The organism is Dendronalium sp. ChiSLP03b (assembly GCF_034531165.2).
Taxonomy (GTDB): Bacteria; Cyanobacteriota; Cyanobacteriia; order Cyanobacteriales; family Nostocaceae; genus Dendronalium; species Dendronalium minutum.
This window is the reverse complement of sequence record NZ_JAVRBR020000138.1, coordinates 26,276-51,242: the sequence shown is the minus strand read 5'-3', so window position 1 is coordinate 51,242 and position 24,967 is coordinate 26,276. Positions and strand designations below refer to the sequence as shown.

At 41.7% G+C, this 24,967-nt stretch carries 25 protein-coding genes and 1 pseudogene; 22 read left to right on the top strand and 4 right to left on the bottom strand.

Annotated features, from left to right (window positions below; genetic code table 11):
• Nucleotides 1–195 precede the first annotated feature (195 nt).
• The 12 genes from RMY31_RS31635 to RMY31_RS31580 all read left to right on the top strand — a co-directional run bounded on the left by RMY31_RS31635 (nucleotide 196) and on the right by RMY31_RS31580 (nucleotide 9,721).
• Nucleotides 196–321, top strand: coding sequence for a hypothetical protein (locus tag RMY31_RS31635; protein ID WP_409878981.1), 126 nt, complete (start codon nucleotides 196–198; stop codon nucleotides 319–321).
• 85 nt (nucleotides 322–406) lie between these two features.
• Nucleotides 407–1,399 (top strand): ATP-binding cassette domain-containing protein, encoded by a 993-nt coding sequence (locus tag RMY31_RS31630; protein WP_322658451.1) that lies wholly within the window; start codon nucleotides 407–409, stop codon nucleotides 1,397–1,399.
• On the top strand, nucleotides 1,396–2,211 hold the full coding sequence (locus tag RMY31_RS31625) for an ABC transporter permease (protein WP_322658452.1): 816 nt from the start codon (nucleotides 1,396–1,398) through the stop codon (nucleotides 2,209–2,211). The genes RMY31_RS31630 and RMY31_RS31625 overlap by 4 nt, the downstream gene beginning before the upstream one ends.
• Before the next feature lie 158 nt (nucleotides 2,212–2,369).
• Entirely contained in the window at nucleotides 2,370–3,116 is a 747-nt protein-coding gene (locus tag RMY31_RS31620; protein WP_322658453.1) for an ABC transporter permease, read from the top strand.
• Between the two features lie 410 nt (nucleotides 3,117–3,526).
• Nucleotides 3,527–3,787, top strand: coding sequence for a hypothetical protein (locus RMY31_RS31615; protein ID WP_322658454.1), 261 nt, complete (start codon nucleotides 3,527–3,529; stop codon nucleotides 3,785–3,787).
• Between the two features lie 9 nt (nucleotides 3,788–3,796).
• Nucleotides 3,797–4,150, top strand: a complete 354-nt coding sequence (locus RMY31_RS31610) for a PIN domain-containing protein (RefSeq protein WP_322658455.1) — start codon at nucleotides 3,797–3,799, stop codon at nucleotides 4,148–4,150.
• Between the two features lie 101 nt (nucleotides 4,151–4,251).
• The gene (locus tag RMY31_RS31605; protein WP_322658456.1) at nucleotides 4,252–5,982 is read left to right on the top strand and encodes a D-aminoacylase; all 1,731 of its coding nucleotides are present in this window, start codon (nucleotides 4,252–4,254) and stop codon (nucleotides 5,980–5,982) included.
• Between the two features lie 124 nt (nucleotides 5,983–6,106).
• On the top strand, nucleotides 6,107–6,385 hold the full coding sequence (locus RMY31_RS31600) for a hypothetical protein (protein ID WP_322658457.1): 279 nt from the start codon (nucleotides 6,107–6,109) through the stop codon (nucleotides 6,383–6,385).
• Nucleotides 6,378–6,641: a type II toxin-antitoxin system RelE/ParE family toxin gene (locus RMY31_RS31595; RefSeq protein ID WP_322658458.1), complete on the top strand. Its 264-nt coding sequence runs from the start codon at nucleotides 6,378–6,380 to the stop codon at nucleotides 6,639–6,641. The genes RMY31_RS31600 and RMY31_RS31595 overlap by 8 nt, the downstream gene beginning before the upstream one ends.
• 178 nt (nucleotides 6,642–6,819) lie before the next feature.
• Complete coding sequence (locus RMY31_RS31590; RefSeq protein WP_322658460.1) at nucleotides 6,820–7,239, top strand: Mpo1-like protein; 420 nt, start codon at nucleotides 6,820–6,822, stop codon at nucleotides 7,237–7,239.
• The gene (locus tag RMY31_RS31585; protein WP_322658461.1) at nucleotides 7,226–8,251 is read left to right on the top strand and encodes an aromatic ring-hydroxylating dioxygenase subunit alpha; all 1,026 of its coding nucleotides are present in this window, start codon (nucleotides 7,226–7,228) and stop codon (nucleotides 8,249–8,251) included. Before RMY31_RS31590 ends, RMY31_RS31585 begins: the two co-directional genes overlap by 14 nt.
• 138 nt (nucleotides 8,252–8,389) lie before the next feature.
• On the top strand, nucleotides 8,390–9,721 hold the full coding sequence (locus tag RMY31_RS31580; RefSeq protein ID WP_322658462.1) for a hypothetical protein: 1,332 nt from the start codon (nucleotides 8,390–8,392) through the stop codon (nucleotides 9,719–9,721).
• A gap of 48 nt (nucleotides 9,722–9,769) precedes the next feature.
• On the opposite strand, the gene RMY31_RS31575 is transcribed toward RMY31_RS31580, so the two are convergent.
• Complete coding sequence (locus RMY31_RS31575) at nucleotides 9,770–10,099, bottom strand: hypothetical protein (protein ID WP_322658463.1); 330 nt, start codon at nucleotides 10,097–10,099, stop codon at nucleotides 9,770–9,772.
• A 283-nt stretch (nucleotides 10,100–10,382) separates the two neighbouring features.
• Here RMY31_RS31575 and RMY31_RS31570 point away from each other — a divergent pair, with 283 nt between their 5' ends.
• Genes RMY31_RS31570 through RMY31_RS31560 form a run of 3 tightly spaced genes read left to right on the top strand, consistent with a single transcriptional unit; the run spans nucleotide 10,383 to nucleotide 13,121 of the window.
• The gene (locus RMY31_RS31570) at nucleotides 10,383–11,123 is read left to right on the top strand and encodes a hypothetical protein (RefSeq protein ID WP_322658464.1); all 741 of its coding nucleotides are present in this window, start codon (nucleotides 10,383–10,385) and stop codon (nucleotides 11,121–11,123) included.
• 5 nt (nucleotides 11,124–11,128) lie between these two features.
• The gene (locus RMY31_RS31565; protein WP_322658465.1) at nucleotides 11,129–12,202 is read left to right on the top strand and encodes an aromatic ring-hydroxylating dioxygenase subunit alpha; all 1,074 of its coding nucleotides are present in this window, start codon (nucleotides 11,129–11,131) and stop codon (nucleotides 12,200–12,202) included.
• Between the two features lies 1 nt (nucleotide 12,203).
• The gene (locus RMY31_RS31560; protein ID WP_322658466.1) at nucleotides 12,204–13,121 is read left to right on the top strand and encodes a ferritin-like domain-containing protein; all 918 of its coding nucleotides are present in this window, start codon (nucleotides 12,204–12,206) and stop codon (nucleotides 13,119–13,121) included.
• A gap of 2 nt (nucleotides 13,122–13,123) precedes the next feature.
• On the opposite strand, the gene RMY31_RS31555 is transcribed toward RMY31_RS31560, so the two are convergent.
• Nucleotides 13,124–13,945 carry an alpha/beta hydrolase gene (locus tag RMY31_RS31555; RefSeq protein ID WP_322658467.1) on the bottom strand — a complete coding sequence of 274 codons (822 nt, stop codon included), beginning with the start codon at nucleotides 13,943–13,945 and terminating at the stop codon, nucleotides 13,124–13,126.
• Between the two features lie 33 nt (nucleotides 13,946–13,978).
• Between RMY31_RS31555 and RMY31_RS31550 the strand changes: the two genes are divergently transcribed.
• The 4 genes and pseudogenes from RMY31_RS31550 to RMY31_RS31535 all read left to right on the top strand — a co-directional run bounded on the left by RMY31_RS31550 (nucleotide 13,979) and on the right by RMY31_RS31535 (nucleotide 18,148).
• On the top strand, nucleotides 13,979–15,226 hold the full coding sequence (locus RMY31_RS31550; RefSeq protein WP_322658468.1) for a P-aminobenzoate N-oxygenase AurF: 1,248 nt from the start codon (nucleotides 13,979–13,981) through the stop codon (nucleotides 15,224–15,226).
• Nucleotides 15,227–15,231: 5 nt separating this feature from the next.
• Nucleotides 15,232–15,522 carry a 2Fe-2S iron-sulfur cluster binding domain-containing protein gene (locus tag RMY31_RS31545; protein WP_322658469.1) on the top strand — a complete coding sequence of 97 codons (291 nt, stop codon included), beginning with the start codon at nucleotides 15,232–15,234 and terminating at the stop codon, nucleotides 15,520–15,522.
• Nucleotides 15,523–15,529: 7 nt separating this feature from the next.
• Nucleotides 15,530–15,679: pseudogene (locus RMY31_RS31540) on the top strand (transposase family protein); the annotation flags it as partial.
• Between the two features lie 1,050 nt (nucleotides 15,680–16,729).
• Entirely contained in the window at nucleotides 16,730–18,148 is a 1,419-nt protein-coding gene (locus tag RMY31_RS31535) for an AAA-like domain-containing protein (RefSeq protein ID WP_322658470.1), read from the top strand.
• A gap of 224 nt (nucleotides 18,149–18,372) precedes the next feature.
• On the opposite strand, the gene RMY31_RS31530 is transcribed toward RMY31_RS31535, so the two are convergent.
• Complete coding sequence (locus RMY31_RS31530; protein ID WP_322658471.1) at nucleotides 18,373–18,666, bottom strand: CVNH domain-containing protein; 294 nt, start codon at nucleotides 18,664–18,666, stop codon at nucleotides 18,373–18,375.
• Between the two features lie 483 nt (nucleotides 18,667–19,149).
• Between RMY31_RS31530 and RMY31_RS31525 the strand changes: the two genes are divergently transcribed.
• Nucleotides 19,150–22,797 (top strand): AAA-like domain-containing protein, encoded by a 3,648-nt coding sequence (locus RMY31_RS31525; protein ID WP_322658472.1) that lies wholly within the window; start codon nucleotides 19,150–19,152, stop codon nucleotides 22,795–22,797.
• A 66-nt stretch (nucleotides 22,798–22,863) separates the two neighbouring features.
• Here the strand turns inward: RMY31_RS31525 and RMY31_RS31520 are convergent, their stop codons facing one another.
• Complete coding sequence (locus tag RMY31_RS31520) at nucleotides 22,864–23,469, bottom strand: DedA family protein (protein WP_322658473.1); 606 nt, start codon at nucleotides 23,467–23,469, stop codon at nucleotides 22,864–22,866.
• A 158-nt stretch (nucleotides 23,470–23,627) separates the two neighbouring features.
• Here RMY31_RS31520 and RMY31_RS31515 point away from each other — a divergent pair, with 158 nt between their 5' ends.
• On the top strand, nucleotides 23,628–24,410 hold the full coding sequence (locus tag RMY31_RS31515; RefSeq protein ID WP_322658474.1) for an ABC transporter permease: 783 nt from the start codon (nucleotides 23,628–23,630) through the stop codon (nucleotides 24,408–24,410).
• A 170-nt stretch (nucleotides 24,411–24,580) separates the two neighbouring features.
• Nucleotides 24,581–24,958, top strand: a complete 378-nt coding sequence (locus RMY31_RS31510; protein WP_322658475.1) for a hypothetical protein — start codon at nucleotides 24,581–24,583, stop codon at nucleotides 24,956–24,958.
• Nucleotides 24,959–24,967: the final 9 nt, after the last annotated feature.

Genomic DNA, 24,967 nt, shown 5'->3' with positions numbered 1-24,967 from the left:
TTTCAGTCATTAGCTAATAATTAGTAATGTCTAAATAATTCATAGTTAGACATTTGTTAAACGATCTTTGAAAAGTATTGAGCGAATATAACTCGCTATCCTAAGCCAGCGGGTAAATAAAATCTGATTAGTTTTCAGCTTCCCAATTTTTCAGGATTTTAACCAGCAAACATCTAAAAGTTAAGGAACAATTTAATGGCAGATGTTTTCCCTACTGGCTCACTTGAGTTGATTACGAACGGGTACGCGATCGCATCTACGAATAATGAAGCAAAATTTACTAGAAGCTTTAATAGCAGTAAAGTAACACCAAATTGGTAAAAGATGCGAAACAAGCTATATTAAACCTTCTTCTATCTGTTTTAATTACGAATTACGCATTACGAATTACGAATTAGTATCATATATGTCTCACATTCTTGTCGAAGACCTCAAGAAGACTTTTTTTGTGTCTGAACGTTCCTCTGGGCTTTTCGGTTCAATCCGAGGGCTTGTGCAGCGAAAAACTATAGAAGTCCGGGCGTTGAAAGGAGTTTCGTTCTCGCTGGAGCGGGGAGAATTGGTAGGATATATCGGCCCAAATGGAGCTGGTAAATCTACTACCATTAAAATTTTAAGTGGTATCTTAGTACCCTCTAGTGGAAAATGTATAATTGGCGGACGAACTCCTTGGAAAGATAGAATCCGGCATGTTGGTCGAATTGGAGTAGTGTTTGGTCAAAGAACGCAACTATGGTGGGATCTGCCAGTAATTGAGTCTTTCGATTTGCTGCGGGATATTTATTGTGTTCCCCATTTAGAATATCGCCAGACACGCGATGAAATGATTGATTTGCTCGATCTCTCAAGCTTTCTCTCTACTCCTGTGAGGCAGTTAAGCCTTGGTCAAAGGATGCGATGTGACTTTGCAGCCGCCATGCTGCACAGACCTGAAATTCTTTTTCTTGATGAACCTACCATCGGGCTTGATGCAGTTTCAAAGCTTGCGGTCAGAAAATTTATCAAAGCGCTGAATAAAACGCATCAAGTAACTACCATTTTGACAACCCATGATATGGATGATATCGAGGCATTGTGCGATCGCATCATTATTATTGGTGGCGGTGAGATTCTTTGTGATGGAACTCTGGCAAAGCTGCGTTCTCAAGTTTCCTCGCGGCGGTATTTAAGAATCGACTTGGCTAAGGATGATTTTTTCTTTGAGGAAGAAGGTGTCAATATCATCTCTAAAGAAGGTCGCACCGTAACTCTTGCTTTCGATCCCACGAAGCTTTCTGCTGCATCCCTGATTAGCCAAGTTACTGCAAAACATGAAGTAGAGGATCTGTTTGTAGAAAATCCACCGATTGAGGAGATAGTTGCCGAACTTTACGCCAATTCCGGAGGGACTTCCATATGACAGCATATTGGTCGCTGTTTGTTGCCAGATTTGCACTGCTGTTGCAATATCGGACTGCTGCTTTAGCAGGGGTGGCAACTCAACTTTTTTGGGGATTTGTGAAAGTAATGGTTCTTGAGGCATTCTTTACTCATGCAACCTCTACTCAACCAATGACTTTTCGTGAAGCTGTAGGATATGTCTGGCTTGGACAAGCATTTTTGATGGCTATTGTTCCTTGGTCGGGCGATCGAGAAATTCAAGAACTAATACGCTCCGGTGCGGTAGGATACGATCTGCTGCGACCCACTGACCTTTATAATTTTTGGTTTACTCGCGCTTTGGCGCTTCGCACAGCACCCCTGATACTGCGTGCTATTCCGCTTCTGAGTGTAGCAATTTTTATTTTACCCCTGCTAGGATCTGAGCGATCGCTTGCTTTTCCACCTTCGTTTGCTTCTCTTATTGCCTTTATTGTTTCCTTTATCGGTGCAATTCTACTTTCCTCTGCATTGACAATGCTTTTGACTGTATCAATGATGTGGACAATCTCTGGTGAGGGAATTAATAGTGTCCTCCCCACTTTTATAATCATCTTCTCTGGAATGATTGTTCCTCTACCACTTTTTCCTGAATGGATTAAGCCTGTCCTCAATGCACTTCCTTTCTCAGGACTTCTCGATCAACCTTTTCGTCTTTTTACTGGCAATCTGCTACCAAATGCGCTATTTAATGTATTGCTGCATCAAACTTTCTGGATAGTTGTCATTGTTATCCTTGGGCGTGTTCTTGTGAAACGTGGTGTCAGAAAGCTTGTAATTCAAGGAGGATAAAGGAATAATTCGTAATTCGTAATTCGTAATTCGTAATTCGTAATGACGCTCGCGGACGCGCTAACACTGCGCTAACGTAATTTTTAATTACTCGAAGGTTGGCTGTGAATGCTTTTTTGCTTTACTTACGATATATTTCTGTATCTTTCAGATCGCAAATGCAATATAAAGTGTCCTTCTTACTTCAACTTGTAGGGCATCTTCTAGGAACTGTTGTTGAATTTTTTGGAATCTGGGCACTTTTTAGTCGTTTTAATAATATTGGTACGTGGACTTTGGCTGAAGTTGCTCTGTTTTATGGAACGATTAATATTTCTTTTGCTTGTGCTGATGCCCTTGGCAGAGGATTTGATTCTTTTGCAACTCTCATTAAAAGCGGTAACTTCGACCGTTTACTTCTCCGTCCGCGCACTACAGTACTTCAGCTTCTAGGTACAGAATTTACATTAAAACGAATAGGACGATTTTCTCAGGGAATTGTTGTTATGGGATGGTCGCTTTCAACTCTGCACATTCCTTTTAGTTTTAAAACATTGTGGCTTTTGGGTACTTCATTTATTGGCGGAATTGCACTCTTTGTTGGTATTGTCATTGTGCAAGCAACCCTGACATTTTGGACTATTGAATCTTTAGAGATTATGAACATTCTCACTTATGGAGGAGTGGAAACGGCTCAGTATCCGCTTTCAATCTATAGTAAATGGTTCCAGCGATTTTTTACTTTCTTGATTCCGCTTGGCTGCGTCAGCTATTTTCCTTTGCTTGCAGTACTAGAAAAAGAAGATAATTTTTCAGTGCCTTTGTGGTTTTGTTATGTCTCGCCAATGGCAGGTATTCTTTTTTTGATAGTTGCACTTCAGCTTTGGAAAATAGGAGAGCGATACTACTGTTCTACTGGCAGTTAGCTATTACGAACAAGTCATATTGAACAATAAGCGATCGCTCCCAATCTCTGCCCTCAATTGCACTAGGCAAGTTTAAAAAAGAATAGGTTAACTTTTGTAGTTCGATGCAATGGCATAACAGACCAATGCATTAACATTGCAGACCGATGCATTAACATTGCAGACCGATGCATTAACATTGCAGACCGATGCATTAACATTGCAGGCTGATGCATTAACATTGCAGACCGATGCATTAACATAACACCGCGATACAAATACTAAACTGCAAGACGGAACTAATTTCCAATTAATCAGAGCTTATAAGTAGGTCGATCGCCTGCGATCGCTATTTTGAAAAAATCCTAGCAAACCCTTCTTTTCCTCAAGCTACCATCAAGATTAGAATCAAAACTAGATAAAAGATCGAGATGAGTATTAATCTTAACCTACCGCCAGAACTAGAAAACGAACTTTACAGCGAAGCCTCTCGGCTCAATTTACCTTTATCCAAATATATTTTACGTATTTTATTTACAAGAAAAGTTCTAGATAATCTACCCAAAACTGGAGCAGAACTTGTTACATACTGGCAAAATGAAGGTACGATTGATTCACGCCCTGATATCACTGATAGTCAAGCTTACGCTCTTGAGTTGCGTCATCAGGCTGAAACACGCGAGCGATCGTAAGTAAATTGAATGTACTTATTAGATACAGATATTCTGATTGACATTATGCGCGGCCACGCCACTGCAATCGCTTGGTTTGCCAGCCTTACAGAAGTACCGAGTGTTCCTGGTTTTGTTGTCATGAAACTCATTCAGGATGCTAAAAATACACAACGAGTCCGCAATGCTCTCAAGCTCGTTGCTCCCTTACCTGTCATTTGGTCTACCGAAGCTGATTCTTATCACCTATTAGACAATTTAGGCTTACTCGATGCTTTGATTGCTGCTTGTGCTGTCGGAAGAGAAGCAATGCTCTGTACTTTCAACGTCAAGCATTACAGGGCTATACCAAGTCTTAGTACAGCACAACCTTACACACGCTGAATCGGCAATATTCGATTGCAAGCGATCGCCATTTCCAATAAATTCCCAGCCTATAATGACCCTAAACAGATCCAATAATAACCAAAGGACAACAAAGAATTATGTTGGATTTGCTGATTCAAAACGGGTTAATTTTTGATGGTTTAGGAACTGCATCTGTTCGTGGGGATATTGGAATTCAAGATGGACGGATTGTGGCGATGCCTGGGTTGGGCAAAGCCAACGCTCCTTCGTTATCTACCCCAGCCCGTGAAGTGTTTGATGCTTCTGGGCTATGGGTTACGCCAGGATTTATCGATATTCACACTCACTACGATTTAGAGTTGGAAATTGCACCTGGACTGAGTGAATCAGTACGTCATGGTGTTACCAGCGTTGTCATTGGCAATTGTAGTTTGTCGATTGCGATCGGCGAACCGCAAATGCTGGCAGATATTTTTCAGCGGGTAGAAACCCTTTCTCATCGCCTAATTGAGAAATGGCTGCAACAGTCATTTTCTTGGCAGACACCAGCAGAATATTTACAGCATTTGCAACAGTTACCGCTTGGGCCTAATGTTGCGCCTTTGTTTGGGCATAGTGCTTTACGCGCTTATGTTATGGGATTGGAACGCAGCTTAACCATTCAGCCAAGCAAATTCGAGTTAAAAATTATGCAGCGAATTACGGCGGATGCTTTAGATGCTGGATTTGTTGGCGTTTCTATAGATATGTTTCCTTGGCATCGAATGAGTGGAGAATGGCAAGGCTGTACAATTCCCTCTCAACACGCCAAGTTTAAAGAATACGCGATGCTAGCGAATCTCTGTCGGCGAAGCGATCGCGTTTTTCAAGTCACTCCCAATTTACAAAAGCTGGCTTCCTTTGTGGACATCCTACGTATAGGTTCAGGCATTGGGCAAAAACCCTTACGGCTAACTGTCCTCTCAGCCTTAGATGCCGTACACGATCGCAAATTGTGGCGAATCTTTTCCCCCATCCTCAATTTTTGGAACTGCATTCTCGGTGGCAATGTTCGTTTTCAAACACTGACTGAACCTTTCACGATTTACTCGGATGGCCCCGTCACTCCCTTGTTTGAAGAATTTTCGACAGGGGCACAACTGAATGGCTGTGAGTCACGACAGGAACGACAACAACTGTGGAAATCTGAAGTTTTTCGCCGCCAGTTTCGCCAGGAATGGGTTAATAGAAGGCGTAAATCATTCCATCGTCAGTTAGATTTGATGGAAGTTGTTGACTGTCCCGAAGCGAGTTGGCAAGGGTTGAGTTTTGCCAAAATTGCCCGCCATAAGCAACAGGAACCAGTGGATTTGTTTATTCAGGCGTTACAGACTTACGATACGGATTTGCGCTGGGTAGCGACAGGAGCCAACGATCGCTTAAAACCCCGTTTGGCTATGATGCAGCATCCTTATATTTTCCCTGGTTTTACTGATGCTGGCGCTCATGTGCGTAACCTTGGCTACTATGATGGAGCTTTATCTTTGCTCAAACAAGCAGTTGCAACGAAGTTCCTTTCACCGGAAGCTGCGATTTCTCGTGTTACAGGAGAACCCGCCCGTTGGTTTCGTCTCGATACGGGAGTCCTGAAAGTTGGTGCTAAAGCCGATATAGTTTTACTCAATCCTCATGCTTTAAATCAGCCAATTAGCCCCCAAGTGCAAATATCAGATCCAGTTCTGGACGGTGAACCTCGGATGGTGAAGCGCGGTTCGGATGAGATTGTGAAAGCGGTTTATATTAATGGAATTCGAGTTGTTTGTGAGGGGAAGGTGAGCGATCGCTTGGGACGCGAAAGATTGGGAAGCGTTTTATCTCCGTGTTATTAAAAGTATCTCATGCAGAGACGCAAAGGCGCAGAGAATCGCATAAACTTTCGGGCAAGCCAATAATATTTTCCTCAAATTGATTGCCTTACAATGGACACTAAACCTTGAAGTTGCAAAGCAGGCAATGAATACTACGGATAATTCCCCAATGGAAGATAATTCGTCAGCAGATTTAGTATCTGTGACAGAGCTACAGCACCAGCTTCATGACTTACTCCAGCAACTATCGCCAGAGCGATTACAGGTGCTTGCTGATTTTGCGGCTTACTTAGCAAATGCTGAAAGCGAAGCTGCAACCCAAGAACTTTTGGCAATTCCTGGATTGCTAGAGCGAGTTAAGCAAAATCAAGCAACGCCTAAAACCGATTACACAAACTGGAGAACCCTTCGGTCTGATGTATGAAGTTCTTCTCCATCCCGATGCCCAAAAAGTTTATATCAATGCTGACAAAGCCTTAGCGAAAAAAATTGCCCGATGTTTGCAGCAACTAGAGCAAACTCCCCAGTTGCACCCCAACATCAAAGCCCTCAAGGGAGATTATGCAAGGTACTATCGTTACCGAATCGGGGACTACAGGGCGATCTATTCGATAGACGATGAACTAGTGCAGGTATTTGTTGTGGCGATCGCCCATCGCAGCGAGGCGTATGAGCCGTGAAGATGAGTTGTAAGCCTCGCAGAAACGCCGTATAACAACGGTGTTGGAGCCGAAACCTTGCTAACAACTGTAAGAAGTTCGTGCTTGAACTTTGAAGTTGATCGTGTTTGTCGTAACTTTGGAGACTTCGCTGGTCTATTTCACCAACTTGAAATCCGCTGTATATGCAAAATTTTTTATGAATCAACTTAATTATAATCTTCAACAAAATTTAAGAAATAAAATCAATAATCAAATTCTGGATCATCCTTTTACAGACTATTGGGATATTTTTGTTCTTAAACATCAGCATCCAATTAATATTACTCTACACATTTTGGGGATATTCTTTTTTTACGGTTTGCTCTTTTATGTTTGGAAATTGCAAACCTTCTATTTACTCTTGGGCTTACCACTGACTCAGGTGTTGGGATTAATCGGACATTTACTATTTGAACGCAGTCATATTGATTTACAAGATGCTATATTTTCTTGGCGGGCTTCTGATTGTTTAGGTCGAATGTTAGTGAAAGTTTTAATAGGTAAATATCAAGATGATATTCGCCTACGAAAAGAAATATTACAAAAATATCAGTCAACAAATTATGCAAATATTTAATAACTGGAATGTAGTTGCTAAGGGTTGGTATATTGCCTGTCCCAGTAGTGCATTACCTAAAAGAAAAGCAAAATCTGTAGAAATATGTGGTCAAAAAATCGCTATTTTTCGTGGTGAAGATGACCAAGTACGTGCCTTGGATGCTTACTGCCCTCATTTGGGAACAGATTTAGGAATTGGGCAAGTTGATGGTAATTGGATTCGTTGTGCCTTTCATCATTGGGCATTTGATGAAACAGGGTATTGTCAAAATATTCCCTGTCAATCAGAAATTCCTGCTCCAGCTAAATTACAAGCTTATGCAACGGAAGAAAAATATGGATTTATCTGGATTTATCCTGATGCTAAAACACTAGAAGGTGTAGCTGATTTTGATGAATTGAAAGGTAAAGAAGTTGTTGCACAAGCTGATATTGCATTTGAGAGAAGTTGTCATCATCATATCTGTATGATGAATGGCATTGATGCCCAACATTTAAAAACAATTCATCATTTAGATATCAAAATGGATCTGTCGCTACATCAAAGCGGATTAGGGACACAAATTGACTTTATAATGCGAGGAAACTTTCCTCAAACAACCTTTCGAGAACGGTTAGGTCAAAGATTTCTTGGTTCCACTTATGAGTATTCAATGCGGTATGCTCATGGTTGCATTGGCTTATTAACAATGATGAAAAATGTACGACTTTTTCCGCCACTGCACATGATATATGCTTACACCGCGATCGCACCGGGCAGAACGCGCATTCAACCGATTTATGTAACTGAAAAACGCAAGGGAATCGGGGGATATTTGCTCAGTAAGTTTTTGCTACTCTGTACTCGATTGGCTTACTACATGCTCAGAGATGAAGATGGCAAAATTTACGACAATATTCGATTTCATCCGAAGTTGCTTTTGAGTATTGATACGCCATTAGCTCAATATATGAAGTATGTGAACCAGTTAGAACCGTCTCGATGGTCGCAGAGTGTAAAAAAGGCTACTATTGAGCATGAAATATTGTAGCTGATATAAACAATTGCAACCACAGGCGAAAATTTCTGACGACCAGACCAAGCAAAACAAACTTAAAGCTAGTCTAGAAAAGGTTCAACGGATTAATGAGGCGTTTTATCAAAAATACAATCGGTATTTTGGGAACTAATGGAAAACTATACAGCAGTTTATCTTGAGGCATCTCAAGCATTTGCAAATGGTGAACCTCAGCAGGCATTTCAAAGATTGCGCTGGCTGCTGCACTACCCAGGACACCCCGAATTGTACCAAAATTGGCGAGAAGCGTTGAGTTTATTTGCTCAAATTGGAGCAGCGATCGCAGATGAGGCATTTGCACTCAAAGTCCGTCGCGTAGCTGAGGCTCCTAATGATTTACAAACGCTCTATGACCTGGGTTATGAATTAATTGAATATTCATTGCCTGAAATTGCGGCTACCATTTTGGCGCGTGCTAATAAAATTGCCCCCACACAGCCAACAATTCTCAGCGAACTGGTTGCTGCTCTAGAAATGAGCAGACATAGTTCAGAAGCCTGTCGAGTTTTGCGCCAAGCACCCGAACTGTTAGAAGAAAACTCTTTATTTTTGTATCTGCTGGCATTCAATGCCTTGATGACAGGCGATTTAGTTGAACCGAAGCAATTACTGGTGCAATTACAGCAGAATCCCGAACCATCAGAGCGTTGGATGGCAGAACGCATTGAGGAAATGCTCCAGCGAGCCGATGTCTTACAAGGAATCACACGCCTAGATCGTCAAGACTTGCGCGGCTGGCATTTTGTCCTTACAGGTGGAATCTTGCTACATCTTTCTCCTTACGGCTTGGATCAGGGGATGAACGGTCGCTATGCCTACACTCAGGATGATGAAAGCCGGATTCTTCACGGAATTCAGCGATTGAGTACAGTCATTGATACTTGGAACATTTCAGTCCCTCGTGTTTTCATGCTTCCCCATCGCGATAGCACTATTCTGGCTCATGCTGTAGCACAAATTCTTTCCTGTCCATTGCAAGAGTGGACACCTGAAACATGCGAAACTCCAGGGTTGATTGTGACGTATGACTTGAGGCAGCTGGACTCAGATATTTTAGAGCAACTAAGTCAGCATCGCCCCAGTCAAATGCTTTGGAGCCATGCAAGCTGTTGGACGCAAGAGCAATGGTTTACAGCCGATTTGACAACCTATCTCTACCAACATAATGTGTCACCTTGGCAAGAAAGGACAGGAGTCGATCCAGATAGCGATGAACTAAAGCAATTTCCAGCGATTGAGGGTAGCTTTGAAGAACTTGCTACTCGAATTGTAAAAGCAACACCTGACCCGGATGAATTGGATGATTTACCGAAGTTAATTGCGATCGCTCAGGCGGCTCGAACTGTCACAAAAGAATCTGCAAAACCTGGAGCATTCCGGCAATCTGGTCAGCGCAACCGTCAATGGCTCAGTTCGCCTGTAACTAGTAGCCAATTTTTATAAAAGACATTTAGGGTTAGTTTTTGTTGGGTTTCCTAACGTTAAGCTGACCTACGAGCGATCGCACTCTGTTTCAATCTCTTGGAAGTCACAATAAATTGAACCCTCCCTCGCAAAATCATCCTCATCCAAGTAAAGCAAACAGTGTTGTTGATGTTCGCTGATAAATTTGTGTACTGCTGGCAAAATTTGCTTGACTAGCCAAGGATAACTTTCCTCTGATGGTGGCTGCCAGTACTTTTCTGCATTTAAAACCTGCTCTGTTGAAATTCTTTCACCTTTGTAAATAATGCCTGGATTTTCAAGCAGCCAATAAGCCCATCGATATCCTGCATCAATATATTTTTTGCAGTTTACACAAGTAAAATAGCCACAATTCATTAAAATTAATAAAATTAAGTTGTAGGGTGTATTATCGCTTTAGTACAATGCACCATCAGCAATTCAAGGTGCGTTAGCCTTTGGCATAACACACCCTACTTTTACTGCTAAATTCTTCCTCAATAACCTTGTTTTGTCGAGCATCATCAGAGTAGTGATGAGTAATAAGTAGTGTAAATAACAATTATGGGATCTGTCACATTACTTGGTAACTTCACCATTTTGCCCGATAAAGTGTTAATTAAAAACATCTACTAAACTTATTTTAGGTAAATTCCGAATAATGAAGAGTTGGCTGGTTCCCGTCCAAAAGCTGCAACCAAGCGATCGCATAGCCATGTATGGGTTGCTAAATAATCACTTTAAAGGTGTAACCTGGGAAGGATTTCAGGCAGATATAGAGCGCAAAAACTGGGTTTTATTGTTGAGGGACGAAATAACCAATGCCCTGAAAGGGTTTTCAACCCTGATGTTGAGCCAGACAACTTTTGGAGGAGAGCGCATTACTGTAGTGTATTCTGGTGATACGATTGTCGATCCCAGTGCTTGGTCGAGTACAACACTACCGCGTACTTGGATTGCCGCAATCAATTTTCTGCGCGAATACTATGCGGAAAATAAATTGTACTGGCTGCTGATTTGCTCTGGTTTTCGCACTTACCGCTTTCTCCCCACTTTTTGGCAAGAGTTTTACCCCCGCTATGATGCGGCAACACCTGCCGATGTTGCGAATTTGATGGCAAATTTGGCACAGGAATACTATGGTGATTTTTACGAAGAAACAACTGGTATCGTCCGCTTCCACCATCCCCAAATATTACGAGAGGGTTTAATTGAAATCCCGACAGGCAGACAGACTAACCCCCATATCCAGTTTTTTGAGGCAAAAAACCCAGGCTATCGGCTAGGTGATGAATTGGTTTGTTTAACTGAAATCCGGTATGACAATCTCACCCGTGCCGGACAACGGATGTGGAAGTCAGAATCATTGTTAGAATTTGTCCAAGAATCTGTTCTCATTTAACTTTTATGCCTTCTACCAGCCAACACTCGAACTTTAACAATCCGACACAATTTGTAGAAGGATGGTACTGGGCATTGCCATCCAGCAAATTAAAAGTTGGCAGGGTGAAAGCAGTAACGCTACTGGGTAGAAACCTGGCAATTTATCGAGGAGTCAGCGGTCAGGTGGTGGCGGTGGATGCTTATTGTCCTCACATGGGCGCTCATTTGGCAGAGGGTAAGGTAGAAGGTGATGGCATTCGCTGCTTTTTCCATAATTGGAAATATGACGATCGCGGAATTTGTGTAGACGTTCCTTCCCAGGGAAAACCCTTGCCTGTATGTATCAAAGCCTGGCAGACAGCAGAAAAGTACGGCATGATTTGGGTTTGGGTGGGTGAGGAAAAGCCAAGTTCGCTGCCCTTCGTCCCGGATCTGGAACAGGTAGACTGCGATTATCTATTGGGGACTCGGTTTGTCAAAAACTGCCATCCCAATGTGTTGCTGATTAATGCGATCGATGCTCACCATTTCAATACAGTACACAATCTGCCCTTAGAAATTGTCTTTGATTCCCAAGACTTCAATAACGCTATTACGTTCAGCAATAATACACGGGGAGGCGATGATTCCTGGTTAATCCGCCTGATTCGTCCTTTATACCGCAACGAAGTTACTTATAGTATGTGCTATTGGTATGGCAGCACTGGCACTGTCACACTGGGGCCGGATTTCCTGCACTTCTACATCATATTTGCGCTGCGAATGATTGAAGGTGGCAAAACTGAAGGGCAAACAATCTTCGTGACTCCCAAACGACCTGGATGTATAGGATGGGGTGTAAATCGTGGGTTGCTGTGGTTAACGCAGCAGGTTGGCAATTACTTCGCCAAAGGCGATACACAGGTGTTTCAGACAATTCAGTTTGACCTCAAGACTCCCACCAAAGCCGATCGGTCGATTCTGCAATTTATTCAGCACGTTAATCACCAAAAAGCCTTAACCTGGGGAACTTGGCAAGCTGTTGATAGTCCAGAAGAGAGCGATTCTCCTTTAGAAACGCTGTGCGATCGCCATTCATCTACCTCTTTAATGCTTTAGCATGACGAATACCACTTTAAAACATCAAGTTGCTGGGCTTGACCTACCACATACAGACCCTAATGACCGATTGCAACGCATACTAAAAGCAGCATTGCCGAATCAAGGCAATAATGCTTTGCAGCCTCACTCGGATTATTGGAATGCGGCGTTTTTTAACCTACATCAAGTCAAAATTTTTCAACAAGCGAGTGCAGCCGAACAATCTGCCATAGTTCAGCTTGCCAATCGCAGCTTGTTAGAAGAATCGTATTTCATTGAGAAAGCAGGCGTTGGCTACATGGCAAAAATGGTACTGTTAGCAGAAACAGTTGAAGAAAGAATACTCTATGCACTTTTTACAGCTGATGAAGCGACCCACCTCAGCCAAATAAGCCATTTTTTACCAGAACAACTACAAACTGGTATTAACGATCCATTTCTGAGTTTGCTAGCAGAAGTCGTTGAAAGTGCAGACAAAACAGTGCTGTTGTTTGTGCTTCAGGTTGTGTTAGAAGGATGGGGCTTGAGCCATTACCGCCGCTTGGCTAAAGAATGCCACCATCCAATCCTGGCTGAACTTTTCACCAGTTTTTTGCACGCAGAAGCCCGCCATCATGGTACAGGAAGCACATTATTTAACCAAATTCCAGTTTCAGCATCCAGTCAAGCAGCAATCCTTGATGTGTTGGCACAGTTTCTATTTATGGTGCAGATGGGGCCGCAAAGTGTATTAACAGCCGTCGAACAGGTAAAAGGACATCTCTTGCGATCGCAAAAAATCCAAATCCTAGAAGAATTAGATACACAAACCCATAGTGGTACGCGATTACAAATACTGCGATCGCTCATGCGCGGCGCATCCGCAGAAGCGATCGTCCAAGCCTTAGATGAACGAGGAGCTTTTGAACCACTCCCCGCTCATAAATGTGTGTATTAGTATTAATAAGTATTATTGGTTAATACGGAGGCAAGGTGAGCGGGACGAGACAAATGTGGGCAATGTCCTCCAGGCAGTTCAATAGCATCAACTCCCAAGCGTTTACGTGCAGCGTAGCGTGACCATGCAGGAGAAATTATCCGGTCATCAGTACAAACAATATATTTACATTCTATATTTGGTAAAGAATTCAGGGGATTGACCTCATAAATATATGCCATTGATTGCTGCGAACGACTTTTTGAAAGTGCCCAGCGCATTACATCCAGTTGACAATCATGATAGAAAAGTTCAATTAATACTGCTTCATCTGAAAAGTCTTTACCAACAGAAACTGGATTAAACATACCAGGTTCATCATCAAATTGTTCGAGTTGACTTAACTCTTTTGGTTTGTAATTTAATGATTTGAGGCTATCAGCATCGAGATTATGAGAAAATTGATCGATTGTACTAAGTCTTGGGTATGGAATAAGCGCAGTTAGGAATACCAATTGGCGTACTTTATGTGCTTCTGCAACAAGGGGAATAACAGTACCAGCCATTGAGTGACCAACCAGCACAATATCATTATCAGTTTTTGGCAGCGCTTGAAATACGACATCTGCAAATTGCGATAAACTTGCCGATGCATCTTCAATAGGCAAATCCATTGCTACTGTTTTGTGACCTTGCGCTTCTAAGTAAGGAATTAACAAATTCCAACACCAAGCACCTTGGAATGCACCGTGAACTAGACAAAAAAGGCTCATAGCGATTTTAAGTAAATTTCTTGACTTGTGTTTAGCTTCTAGTTTACATCTTGCAGCATTGTCAAAAATCACCGCTCCTAGCTCACCGATTTCTAGATATTATTTATGAAAAAAACTATTCACCAACTATCAGATAGCTCAACAACTTATCGCAAATTACACATTAACCACACCCGTAACAAACAGCAAGACCATACTGCTTTAATGGATGAAGCAGCCGCTAACTTTCGCTATGAAGATTGTCAAAACGAATATTGGAATCCCGAAGAATTTTCCCTGCTGTACGGTACACCTTTGTGGGAACAGTCTAGCCAACATCAGCGTGTCATTTTAAATCAACTTTACTGGGTAGCATACTACTCACAAATCGTTTCTGCCGAAATTGCCACCATCTATTTTAATCAAACTAGTGCAGCCGGGCTTTATGCTCAAGAAGACTTCCGCTTAATATGCGATACTTTGGATTTAGAATCTTCTCAAGAACGGGCACACATTAACGCATTTCGCACAATTGCCAAACAAGTTGAACAAGCATTATTTGGGGAACTCATCTTTACGTACCCCATGCGCGGCCCGTTTACAGAAACGATGGTTTATGCTGACACTAATGCTTTAAAAACTTGGTGGAAAAAGATTCAACTGCAATACTTCGGGCTGATTTCTGCGAATAATACCTTTTTAGCTTGTCAGTATTTCACAGTCCGAGGAGTGCGGACGCTGAATGGCAAATTAGTACAGCACAAACTCAGCAATTATTATCAAAAACATCCCTATCCAGATACTGCTCCTATTCCCGCCAAAATCTCTTACTATCACTTTCTGGATGAAAGCTTTCACTTCAATAGTTCGACAATTATATCTCACAATGTTGTTACCTGCCTTCCCCAACCAACAGCATTTGAGCGACTGGTTGCTAATTTAGGTTTGCTAGGATGTCAGCGCGATCATTTTCATTTTTCGGCTGCGATTAACGGAATTTTTTGGTACGATCCAGCGTTGTATAGCAAGATTTATCAAGTGTTGCGATCGCCCATTTTTGATATGAGCGACAATGATGCTAAAGAAATGATGCGTCGCTGTTTTACAGAAGATTCGGAAGGATTGCAGCGTAGTTTCTTAACTCATCAAGAGGCGATGCAATCTTATAAAGTATATGTGGAAAAACTCGATTACCTGTGGCAACGTAATCGAGAAATGTCACTCATAGGAGCTAATTCGATCTCTCGATATTTGGCGACTCAGCAAAGTGCTTTTCGACATTTTGAACGGTATTTTCGTGAGGATTTGAAGGATTTAATTTTATTTCACGCAGAGATGCAAAGCCGTAAAGAAGAACACAAAAGTGTGGTTTAAATACTATGTCTAACCTGTGTATTATTTCTTTTCCCGGAAGTGATTTTGCTCCTATCACTCTGGAATGTCATCAAAATTTATCTGAGTATCTCACAATTCAGAATTCACCTGTATTGTTTGGTTGTCGGACTGGGATTTGTGGAACTTGTTTGGTTGAGGTTATTGGTGAAATTTCTCCCCCTAAACTAGATGAACAAGAAATGCTGGATACACTAGCTCCTTATTATCCCCATGCTCGGTTGGCTTGTCAGGTTGACCTTACAGCCAATGTCGAAATTCGCAAAATTGAACAATGAATTTGGGATGAAACTGAAGCCCAAAATCACCATTGCTGACCACTTTGCACAGATGGAATAGCAACGAATAGATCGCACAAAACGGCACAAGGTAATTGAGATTATAACAATTGCCATATGTGCAGTGATATGTGAAGCAGATAGTTGGGGTCTTGTCAGCTTTTGGCGATCAATAGTGGGCTAGTTTAGGCAGAGGGCAGAGGGCAGAAGGTAAAAGACAAGAAGAAAACTCCATAAATCCTTGTGGTGCAAGGGTTACAGAACATCTGCATCAGAATTTGGTCTTGAAGTTGGATTTGAGCCTTTGTCACTAGTTCCACAAAGACAGGCACTCATACCAATTCGTAATTCGTAATTCGTAATTCGTAATTAAGAAAGTCCCATTTAGTCTAGGTTTCTGGGTTTGGATCTGTATCATTATTTTTGGGAAATGGTATCAGATTTAAAATCCTTCTGCCTTAAAGCGCGTAACCTTCCATCATCACCAAAAGTTGCCAAGAACCGATAGTTGGGTGGCAAAAGCAGATTACATGATTACCTAAAAAAAGAACCAAGGTAATCTATATGATGAGGCGGAAAAACTATTTTTGGCGTTGCATAGTTGCAGGATGATTTAGCAACTTCTAAAATTCTCCCCCTGCTTCCCCTGCATCCCCTGCTTACCCCAATTCATCCCACTGTTATGCAACGCCTATTTTTTAAAGGGATAAGCACGGGTTGTCACTCTGTTGAACACAGCACATATAAAACGCTGAGGAGCCAGTGCATTGGGGAGGCAGTACGTTGTAGAGCCTGTACCGTAATGTTAAGGAACTCCAAAAGTTAAATTACCCAATTCCTTACTTTTTCACAGTCAACATTAGAGGTAAAGAATGCTTATCCAAGAAGTATTGCTACCAGCGTAACAATTGTAAACATAGGAAAAGTAAGAAAAGTAGGAAAAGTAGGAAAAGTAACTCTAATTATAAAATAACCCGTAACTTTACTGATAAAGTCTTGCTCGATCAATCAAATACATGTATCTTTAAATGTAACTTTAAAAAATACACCATCAAAAACTAATTTCAGCACGATGAAAAAGTATTAGCTTACTGAATTGACAGCAGACAACAATGATGCTTCATATTTCAGTCATCCTTAGTGACTAAGGATAACTGCAAATATGGAAATAAAAGGTTTTCTCAGTGTAAATTTTATAGTTAGCGAGATGAAACAATCTAAAACCAGACGAAAACGGGGAGTTTTGTTGACATCTGCAGGACTAAAGCGTTTGCAGACGGCAATTCGGGCTGTGGAGATCGTCCAGAATAATGGCGCTCGCTTCACCTTACATGAGTTAAGCGATCGTGTCCAGGTATGTACGAAAACCTTAAGTCGGTTATGGTCTTTGAATGCCAGTGTGGATCAGCGAACGCTCAAACTATGTTTTAACACCTTTGACCTGGAATTATCTACAGAAGATTACATCATTGAGAGAGATCCAGATTTTGATGAAAGCATTGAAGCTCTGTTGCCAAGCTTGGACAAAAAACAGATATATTCGTTGCTATCGATAACCGAAGGCTCCTTCACTAAGGAACAGCACGAGAATTTAGAGTATTGTTGCTCATACCCAGAAGGTCCTGTTTCCCTTGATTCTCCGTTGTATATCGAACGTCCACCCCTAGAGAAACTTGTTTATCAGGAAATAACTCAACCAGGTTGCGTGATTCGGATTCACGCTCCCAGAGAAATGGGTAAAAGTTCTCTTGTGCTGCGGTTGTTAGCTTTTGCTCAGCAACAGGAGTATCACACGATAAAACTAGATTGCGACCAAATGGATGCATCTTGTCTAAGTAATTTAGACCAATTCTTTCGTTGTTTTTGCTGGCGAGTAGCAACAGAGTTAGGTATCGCTCCCCAACTGGATACCTACTGGGATGAGGAAATTGGTAGTAAGTTAAGTTGTAGTTTCTACTTGAAAAACTACTTACTGCGGCAAATTAACCGTCCAATAGTTCTTGTTTTAGAGCGAGTTGGTCGCTTTTTTGAATATCCGCACATTGCTCAAGAGTTTTTTCCTTTGTTGCGCTCGTGGCATGAAGAAGCACGTCAGGATACTAACTGGCAGAAATTGAGACTAGTGGTTGTTTACTCTACAGAAGTCTATGTTTGCTTGGATATCAACCGCTCCCCGTTCAACATTGGATTACCAGTGCGCCTGAGCGAATTTACCCAGCAACAGGTAGAAGAATTAGCCAATCGGCACGGACTAAAATGGAATTTCGGTAAAGAGGCTAGGCAACTGATGTCGCTCGTGGGGGGACATCCGGCGCTGATTCGGATTGGTCTATATCATCTAACCTGTCAAAGTATGACCTTAGAAAAACTAGTAAAGGAGGCTATGACTAACGGTGGCATTTACCGCTCTCATTTATGGCGACACTGGGAGAAACTGCAAGAAAACCCAAGTCTGGCAAGGGTATATGCTGAACTTGTGACAGCAAAGCAAAGTATTTCTCTTAATCCTATGGATACTTCTAAACTTGACAGTTTGGGATTAATTCGTTTTGAGGGCGATCGCATCTTACCCCGTTGCGAACTCTACCGTGCTTATTTTGTCAAACAACTGTCTAATATTATGTAAAATTTTTGAATGAAAATGAAAGGGAATTTTCACAACCTTAAATTTCTTAATTTATGGTAAAAAATCCTCTTAATTGTGGTATTCGATTAGTTCTACTCGTATTTTAAAGTGCCATCAGTGTTCGCGATATGAGCATCTGGTTCAAGCTCTGATGGATAATATTTATCTCCTCCGGCTGCTGGTTGGCAATCAGCAACAAGTATTAGTTGTCTGGTACTCAGTAACTATGCTGGAGCAATTTTTTTGCAGGTTTTAGAAAAATTTGTATCATTCCAGGATAATGTTCCATTCGAGTTACCGATGTATTTATTTAAGTCAATGGAAGTTGGCTGCAAATCGCCATTATTTTTTTTGCAACTTGTTGATAAAATTGACCCATTTATCTGTATATTGTCTTTGTCGCAGCTGAAGCTAAATTGACCTGTTGCCATCGCTTTATCAACCACAAAGTTAGTCCCTACAAGGAAAGCAAACAAAAAGGCCATAGCGCCTCTGATTAGTAGCCAGACTTTATTCATCTTCTATTAACCTCCTCTATTTTGATTGAAATATGGCTATTTGTTCCAAAAATTATTCTTCCAGTACGAACTTGACTGAATTATCTTGACAACAAATTGCTTAAAGCTAACATCAATATATTCCTGCTTTTGGCATAATAATGCAAGGACAGATAAGACAGTTAATCACCAAAATAAAATAAATAACAGACAATTAAGACATTTAAGACAGTTAAGCTAAAAACAATCAAATAATGTAATTTTAAAAATGATAAAATCCAAGTTAAAACCAAAAGAGGAGTTATACTATATTGTGGAATTTTCAAGTGGTTTTTAGCAGCATTTTTAGCTTTTAAGATGTGAAAAAAGAGCAATTACTTCCAGTTCTTAGAGCTAAGCGATGTCTAACGACAAGCCACTACGTGTCTACGCATCCAAATAAAACATTATCTACAAATTGCTAATCATTGTGTTAATCTCTTTGTTTGATAATCCAAATTTGACATGAGATACCAAGTTGGCGGCAGCCTCTGCGGTGACGATCCTACGTATGTTGTCCGTCAGGCAGACGAAAAACTTTATGCAAGTCTAAAAGGTGGTGATTTCTGTTACGTCTTAAATTCTCGCCAGATGGGCAAGTCATCGCTATTACAGCGCACGAGTTATCGTCTCAAAAAAGAAGGCTATGAATGTGCTTACTTAGATGTGACCCGCTTGGGTAGTGAAGATACCACACCGGAACAATGGTACAAAGGTATTATCATCAGCTTGTTTTACAGCTTAAATCTGGCAGAAAAAGTCAACTTTAAGCTTTGGTGGGAGATGCAAGCAGGCGTTTCTTTAGTGCAACGCCTAGACCAGTTTCTAGAAGAAGTTTTACTACCATACGTTCAAAGCGATCGCATATTCATTTTTCTTGATGAGATTGATAGTCTGCTGAGTTTAAATTTTCCGGTTAACGACTTTTTTGCCTGGATTCGTCATTGTTACAATCAGCAGGCACATGACCCGAATTACCAACGTTTGGGATTTGCATTATTTGGGGTAGCTAGTCCATCTGACTTGATTGCCGACAAGCGCCGCACACCCTTTAATATTGGTACAGCAATTGAGTTATACGGCTTTCAATTACATGAAGCTACGCTATTACTCCAAGGATTAGAGGAAGTAGTTAACCAAAGCCAAGCAGTGCTGCGAGAGATTATCTACTGGAGTGGAGGACAACCGTTTCTCACCCAAAAACTCTGTCAGTTAATTGTGCAAACAGCCTTAGAAACATCAAATCGCAAAATTGATTTACCTCCAGACACCGCAACATTTTGGGTAGAACAATTGGTGCGATCGCAAATTATTCAACACTGGGAAGCAAAAGATGAACCCGAACACCTGCGTACCATTCGCGATCGCCTACTTTTTTACGAACATCGAGCAGGAAGATTATTAGGACTTTACCAACGAGTATTGCAAGCTGAAGAGGAACAGGACGCGGGGACGCGAGGACATGGTGAGACAGCGCTGCGGGAGGGTTTCCCGACCCAGGCGACTGCGAATCCAAAGGGAGACACGGAAAAAGAAGACACCAACAACTCTCCGCGTCTTCTTCCTCCTGTACCGACTGATGATAGTCGAGAACAGACAGAACTTTTACTATCTGGATTGGTTGAAAGACACGACGGCTATCTCAGAATCAAAAACCCCATTTATCGCAGTGTCTTTAATTCTGAATGGGTACTCAGGCAGTTAGACAATCTTCGCCCGTACTCACAAACATTTAATGCTTGGGTAGCATCAAGCTATAAAGATGAATCGCGTTTGTTGCGAGGAAAGGCCCTAAAAGAAACCCAAAATTGGGCGCAAGGCAAAAGTTTGAGTGATTTGGATTATCAATTTTTAGCCGCTAGTCAAGAATGCGAACGGCGCGAAGTGCAAACGGCATTGGAGGCAGCACGGGCCCAAGAGGTAGAAGCACGACTAGCACAAGAGAAAAAAACTGCGAAATTGCAAAGGTTTCTCTTAGTTGTAGTGTGTATTGGGTTTCTCGTTTCTAGCGGATTGGGGGTAGGGATTTTCATTCTCTACCACCAAGCCAAGAAAAGCGCAAGTCAAGCTAAGAACAGCGAAATTCGAGCGCTGATATCTTCTTCTGAGGGAATGTTTGCCTCAAATCGCAGATTGGATGCGCTCATAGAAGCAATCAAAGCCAAACATAAACTGCAAAAACTAGGTAAAGCAAACACAAATATTCAGCGTCAGGTAGACAATGTATTACGGCAAGCAGTTTATGGAGCAGATGAATACAATCGTTTTTCTGGTCATACAGCAGCAGTTCTGGCAGTAGATGTTAGTCCTGACAGCTCTGTGATTGCCTCAGCAAGTACAGATCAAACAATCAAGCTTTGGCGACGTGATGGTACAGAATTAGCAACTCTCAAAGGTCATCAGGCAACAGTTAGGGCAGTCAATTTTAGTTCTGACGGGCAGATACTCGCCTCAGCTAGTGAAGATGGCACTATTAAACTCTGGAAGCGAGATGGCACTTTGCTTAACACTTTCAAAGGTCACACGGCTTCAGTCTGGGGAGTAGCGTTTAGTCCCGATGGTCAGTTTCTGGCCTCTGCCAGTTTTGACAGAACAGTGAAACTCTGGAAGCGAGACGGCACCTTGCTCAAAACTTTTCAAAGAGACAGAGTGGGGTTTTGGGGAGTAACTTTTAGTCCCGATGGTCAAATCGTTGCTGCCGCAAGTCTAGACAAAACAGTAAAACTTTGGAAACGAGACGCTAAAGGCTGGCAAAATGCCAAGCTACTACAAACTCTTGAAGGTCACACCTCTTGGGTTATAGGAGTAGCTTTCAGCCCTGACGGTCAGACTATTGCTTCATCAAGTGAAGACAAAACTGTTAAACTTTGGAAACGAAACAGTAAAGATGGAAGCTACCGCCTCGATCGAACTCTTAAAGGTCACGATGCTGGCATTTGGGGAGTAGCCTTTAGTCCGGATGGTCAAACTATTGCTTCTGCCAGTCTCGACAAAACAATTAAACTTTGGAACATTGATGGTACAGAACTGAGGACGCTGAAAGGACACACTGCCTCAGTTTGGGGAGTGACTTTTAGCCCCGACGGCAGCTTTATTGCTTCGGCGGGTGCAGAGAATGTTGTCAGACTCTGGCAGAAAGAGAATCCCTTTCAAAAGTCTATTGTTGCCCATAAAGCAGGGATTTGGTCATTAGATATCGCCTCCGACAGTTCAACCATCGCCACAGCAAGCCACGAAAATATTGCTAAACTTTGGAGTCGCCAAGGTAAATTGCTGAAAACTTTTACTGAATCTGGGGGCGCAATCTTCGATGTTTCATTCAGTGGCGATGGTAAGTTAATTGCCCTTCGCACTTACGAGGATAGGATTAAACTCAAGCAACGAGACGGCACTTTAGTTGCTACTTACAAAGATCCTCTCGGTAAGCTTTTAGCAGCAGTCTTGAGTCCCGACGGTCAAACGATCGCAATGGCAAATGTTGACAAAATTGTTCAGATATGGCATCGTAATATTCCTGCACCGCAGATTCTCAAGGGACATCAGGCGGAAGTTTGGCATGTCGTATTTAGTCCAGATGGTCGGCTGGTTGGCTCAGCCAGTGGCGATGGTACTTCTAAGCTGTGGACGCTTGATGGTAAGTTATTTAGAACCCTTGTAGGACACTCGGCGGCAGTATGGAGAGTTGCCTTTAGCCCTGATAGTAAAATGGTAGCCTCTGGAAGTGGCGACAATACCATTAAGCTGTGGAATCTAGATGGTAAATTGCTGCAAACTTTCAAAGGTCATACAGCTGCGATTTGGGGAGTTGCATTTACTCCCGATGGAAAAAGAGTTGCTTCTGGTAGCGTAGATGGTAACATCAAACTTTGGCAGCTTAATGGTACGGAACTCACGACTCTTAAAGGACATACCGCAGCGATTAGGCAAATTGCTATCAGCCCTGACGGAACTTTGCTGGTCTCAGGGGGTGATGATAACAGACTCATTCTGTGGAATTTGCAGCGAATTCTCAAGCTAGACCCAATTGCTTATGGTTGCGCTCTTGTGCAAGATTACTTGAAAACTAATATAGCCGTCGAGGAGGGCGCTCGCTCGATCTGCACGGGAAAATAGAGGGACAGGGGAGACGCGGGGACACGGAGACAATAAAAATAACTCTTGACTCCCGCCTTATGCCTTTTATTTTTTATTGCCTTTATATTCTTGAATTAAATGAATAATCGACGGTAGTAAAGATACTACAATAATTAACCCAATAATTGGCAATAAATACTTATCTACTTGTTCAGCTGGCAGAGATTTTCCTAGGAAATAACCTAATAGAGTAAGTCCAAATGTCCAAGCAAAGCCGCCTATTAAGTTATAAAATAAAAATGTTCGGTAATGCATAGCACCAAGTCCAGCTACAATCGGTGCAAAAGTCCGGACTATCGGCACAAATCTTGCTAAAACAATAGTTTTTTTACCATGCTGTTGATAAAACTGTTGAGTTTTAACAACATGTTTTCTATGAAATAACCACGAATCTTCCTTCTGAAATAATCTTCTACCAAATTTGTGACCAGTAGTATAGCCGACATTATCACCTAGGAATGCACAAATAAAAGCACCAATCATCAGAATCCAAATATTTAAGAAATTCTGAGAGGCGATAAATCCAGCAGTGAATAGTAAACTATCTCCTGGTAGAAAAAAACCAATTAATAACCCTGATTCAGCAAATATAATTGCCCATACTCCAAAGTAGCCTAGTGATTTAATCAACTGTGGTAAGTCAAAATGCATAAAATCTCACATTATTAAACAATATGCATCCAACATCTTAACGTTCAGCAATTTTTCCAAATGATTAATATTATTAAGTTTAGATGAATTTATTTAGTATGGAGTATTAGGAAAGGTTTTCCCAGTCACCAGTCCCCAGTCTCTATTACGGGTGCAAAATGCAAAGATATTGGAAAGTATTAAGGTTATTTTGGAGTACCTCCATAGCAGCGGAGATGGAGTATCGTCTCAACTTCCTCATAGCTGCCCTCAGCAGCTTGGGCAACCTTGGAGGCAGTCTGTTTGGACTGTTCTTGTTTTACCGCACGGGCTACACCTTTGCCGGCTGGTCATGGGAAGCAGCTTTAATTGTTGTGGGAGTGTTTACTTTGCTACAAGGCTTTTCTGCTACCTTTCTGGCTCCAAATCTCAATCGAATTGTCAGTCATGTCCAGGTAGGTACTTTAGATTTTGTGCTACTTAAACCTATCCGCAGTCAGTTTTGGCTTTCTACTCATACCCTTTCTCCTTGGGGACTGCCAGATTTAGTTTTTGGCAGTTTCATAATTGGCTATGCAGGTAAACGCCTCGGCTTAGAAATCAGTAACTATCTCATTGGTGTAGTGCCGTTGTTCTTCGGCTTGGTGATTCTTTACAGCCTGTGGTTTATGCTGGGAGCAACTAGCATTTGGTTTGTGAAAATATACAACGCCACAGAAGTGCTACGAGGTTTATTAGAAGCTGGAAGATATCCGATCGCAGCATACCCCACAGCTTACCGCTTCTTCTTCACCTTTGTAGTGCCAGTGACCTTTTTAACTACCGTACCAGCAGAGATCGTCCTGGGACGAGGTGAAATGACTTGGTTGATAGGTGCGGGGGTGTTAGCAGTCGTGCTATTTTTCATTTCTACCTGGTTTTGGCGGTTTGCCTTGCGGTTTTATACCAGTGCTTCGAGTTAACAAACAAAAGCGATCGCTTGTCTCTCTACATATTTTTACTTAAACTTTATAAATTTCTGTAAAAATCTTAAAAAAATTTAGGGAATATTACATAGCGAGTATGATGTCAATAGAGATATCACGGAAATGCTATTGACTGTCAACTGCTAGAAAACCTAAAAGGGTACAAAATGAGTTCTGAATCTAACGTCAAACTAACGATCGCTCTTACTAATCCAGACTTAGATCCAGAGGAACAAGAGCAGCAAACGCGAAATCTGTTGCGGGAAATACAAGACTTAGATGTAGAAAGTGCTGAACTTGTAGCAGTTACAGAAACACCTGAAGGATCGAAAGCTTTTGGAGGTTTTCTGCTGGGAGTGTTGCAAGCTGAGGTGAGCCTTGCCAATTTTAAGAAATTGCTGGGATTTTTAGGCGATCGCTTGGGTAATAAACCAATTGAATTAGAAGTTGAGGCTAATGGCAAAAAACTCAAGGTTAAAGCCAGCAGTCGCGAAGAGTTAACCGCCGCCATTGAAGAAGCTCAAAAGTTTATTGCAGGCAACTGAGAAATTTAT